Source organism: Pseudomonas citronellolis (assembly GCF_029335315.1).
Lineage (GTDB): Bacteria > Pseudomonadota > Gammaproteobacteria > Pseudomonadales > Pseudomonadaceae > Pseudomonas > Pseudomonas citronellolis_A.
Map to the genome: position 1 here is coordinate 1 of NZ_JARJLT010000144.1, position 2,535 is coordinate 2,535.

A 2,535-nucleotide genomic window follows, 5' to 3' on the forward strand; every position below is an offset into this window, starting at 1 on the left:
CGAAGCGGTTCGCGAGCAAGCTCGCTCCTACAGGCAGAGGTGGAGCTAGCCGCGATACAGGCTCGGGCTGGCGCCGCTCCAGCGCAGGAAGGCGTGGCGGAAGCTGGCGGTCTCGCTGTAGCCCAGTTGCTCGGCGATCAGGTAGATCGGCAGGTCGGTGTCCTTCAGCAGTTGCCGCGCCTTGTCGAAGCGCACCTCGTCGAGCACTTGCTGGTAGCTGGTGTTGTGCTGCTGCAGGTGGCGGCGCAGGGTGCGGCTGGAGCGGTGCAGGTGGCGCGCCACCTGGTCGAGGCTGCGGGCTTCCTGGAGGTGGCTGGCGAGGTGGCGGCGGATCAGTTCGAGGATGTCGTCGCGCCCGCTCATGCTCGCGCTCAGCCGTTGGCAGTGCTGCAGGCCGCTGTGGCAGCTGACCGGGTCGGCCAGCGGCAGGCGCCGGTCGAGCAGCGCCGGGCCCAGGCACAGGGCGCTGGTCGGCGCGCCGAACTCCACCGGGCAGCCCAGGCGTTCGGCGTAGGTGCCGGCGTGCAGCGGCGGGCGGTAGGCCAGCAGCAGGCGCCGTGGGCGCACCGACTCGCCGAGCAGGTCGCGCACCACGGTGAGCAGCGAGGTCAGGCACAGCTCGGTGTTGAACACCGTCAGCTCCGGCGCGTAGCGGTAGCCTTCGGCGCTCAGCCAGACTTCGTCGCCGTGGTCCTGCAGGGCCAGGCGGAAGTAGGTGCCGAGCAGGTCGGGGTGGGCCAGGGCCAGCTGCAGCGCGTCGCGCAGGGTGCGGCTGGCGAGCATGCTGTAACCGAGCATGCCGTAGGCCGAGACGTGCATGCGCAGCCCCAGGTAGAGGCCCAGGGCCGGGTCCTGGTGGCAGTTCAGGGCGTTGGCGAAGACCCGCAGCTCCTGGGCGTGGCTGACGAATTTCTCCGGCGTGCGCAGGTCGGCCTCGGCGATGCCGCTGCCTTCGAGCAGGCGCGCGCGGGGGATGCCGGCCTGGCTCAGCACCTCGGTGGCCAGCACCACCGTGTGCAGGGTGGTCAGGGTCTTGTCTTCCGGCTGTTGCACGGTGGCCATCGAACGCTCTCCGGGTTGGAACTGCGAGGGATCGCGGTTGCGCTAGCCTGACTGTAGCCCGGCGGAAAATTCCTGCATGGGCTTTAAGCCTGGGTTCAGGGCCTAGTGCTATCACATACCGCCACCCCCGATACGGACCCTCCATGCCCCGCTTCCTGACCCCGCGCCGCTGCCTGGCGGCGTTCCTGATCCTGCTGCTGCTCGGCCTGGCCTGGCTCGGCCAGCAGTTCCGCGTCTACGAGCGTGCCTGGTTCGCCGTGCGCGAATGGCGCCACGCCGAGACCTGGCGCGAGCAGTCCATCTGGCTGCCGGACTACCGGGTGGAGGTCGAGGCGCGGCCGATCGAGGGCCTGGACGACGACGTCTCGGCGCTGACCTACGATCCGGAGCGGCGCACCCTGTTCACCGTGACCAACCAGCCGGCGCAGATCGTCGAGCTGACCCTGGATGGCCATGTGCTGCGCAAGATCGCCCTGACCGGCTTCGGCGACACCGAAGCCATCGAGTACATAGGCCCGGGCCTCTATGTGCTGAGCGACGAGCGCCGCCAGCGGTTGTTCAAGGTGCAGCTGGAGAACGACACCCGCGAGCTGCGTGCGGAGCGGGTGCAGCAGCTGTCCCTGGGGCTGGGGGAAATGGGCAACAAGGGCTTCGAGGGGCTCGCCTACGATTCGGTCGGCCGGCGCCTGTTCGTGGCCAAGGAGCGCGACCCGGTGCGCATCTACGAAATCCACGGTTTCCCGCACACGCAGCCGGACAAACCCTTCGCCGTGCACGTGCTGGACGACCTCAAGCGCGACCGCCGGCTGTTCGTCCGCGACCTTTCCAGCCTGCAGTACGACGAAGGCAGCGGTCACCTGCTGGCGCTGTCGGATGAATCGAGGCTGGTACTGGAGCTGGATGTCGAAGGCGAGCCGATCAGCAGCCTGTCGCTGCTGCGCGGCATGCACGGCTTGAAGCGCAGCGTGCCGCAGGCCGAAGGCCTGGCGATGGACGAGGCGGGCACGCTGTACCTGGTCAGCGAGCCCAACCTGTTCTATGTGTTCCGCAAGGCCCAGTGAGGTTCAGCTGTCGTCGCTGATCCCGGCGTCCGGCGCGTAGCGCTTCACCGCCGCCACGCCGTTCTCGGCGTTGGCCTTGCTGGCGTACATCTGGCTCTGGCCGACCACCTGGCCGTTGGTGGCCTTGAGCACGAAGTAGTGCTTGCCGTTGCTGGCTTCCTTCACCTCGAAGGCGCCCTCGCGCTGGGCGTTCTTGCGCACCGACTCGATGCCGTCGATGGCCGAGGCCTTGGCCTTGTACAGCTCGCTGCTGAGCACGATCTCGCCGTTGCTGGCGTGCAGGTTGAAGTGGAACTGGCCGTCGCTGGCCTTCTTCAGATGGTATTTCGCGGACATGGCTGCCTCCCGAGCAGGGCCTGATACCCAGGGGCAAGCGTAGCCGTTCGGCGGGGCAGTGGCGTACGCTTTCAGG

The 2,535-nt window shown here is 68.3% G+C and carries 3 protein-coding genes; 1 reads left to right on the forward strand and 2 read right to left on the reverse strand.

Annotated features, from left to right (window positions below; translation table 11 throughout):
• Window positions 1-45: 45 nt before the first annotated feature.
• Window positions 46-1,062, reverse strand: coding sequence for an AraC family transcriptional regulator (locus P3W75_RS11995; protein ID WP_276227565.1), 1,017 nt, complete (start codon window positions 1,060-1,062; stop codon window positions 46-48).
• Window positions 1,063-1,205: 143 nt separating this feature from the next.
• On the opposite strand from P3W75_RS11995, the gene P3W75_RS12000 reads away from it, so the two are divergent.
• Complete coding sequence (locus P3W75_RS12000; protein WP_276227566.1) at window positions 1,206-2,123, forward strand: SdiA-regulated domain-containing protein; 918 nt, start codon at window positions 1,206-1,208, stop codon at window positions 2,121-2,123.
• Between the two features lie 3 nt (window positions 2,124-2,126).
• Here P3W75_RS12000 and P3W75_RS12005 read toward each other — a convergent pair whose 3' ends face one another.
• Complete coding sequence (locus tag P3W75_RS12005) at window positions 2,127-2,459, reverse strand: YegP family protein (protein WP_276227567.1); 333 nt, start codon at window positions 2,457-2,459, stop codon at window positions 2,127-2,129.
• Between the last annotated feature and the right edge of the window lie 76 nt (window positions 2,460-2,535).

Bases quoted from the DNA above. Each gene is read 5' to 3' on its own strand.
- P3W75_RS11995 (WP_276227565.1), bottom strand. From the start codon at position 1,062: ATGGCCACCGTGCAACAGCCGGAAGACAAGACCCTGACCACCCTGCAC.
- P3W75_RS12000 (WP_276227566.1), top strand. From the start codon at position 1,206: ATGCCCCGCTTCCTGACCCCGCGCCGCTGCCTGGCGGCGTTCCTGATC.
- P3W75_RS12005 (WP_276227567.1), bottom strand. From the start codon at position 2,459: ATGTCCGCGAAATACCATCTGAAGAAGGCCAGCGACGGCCAGTTCCAC.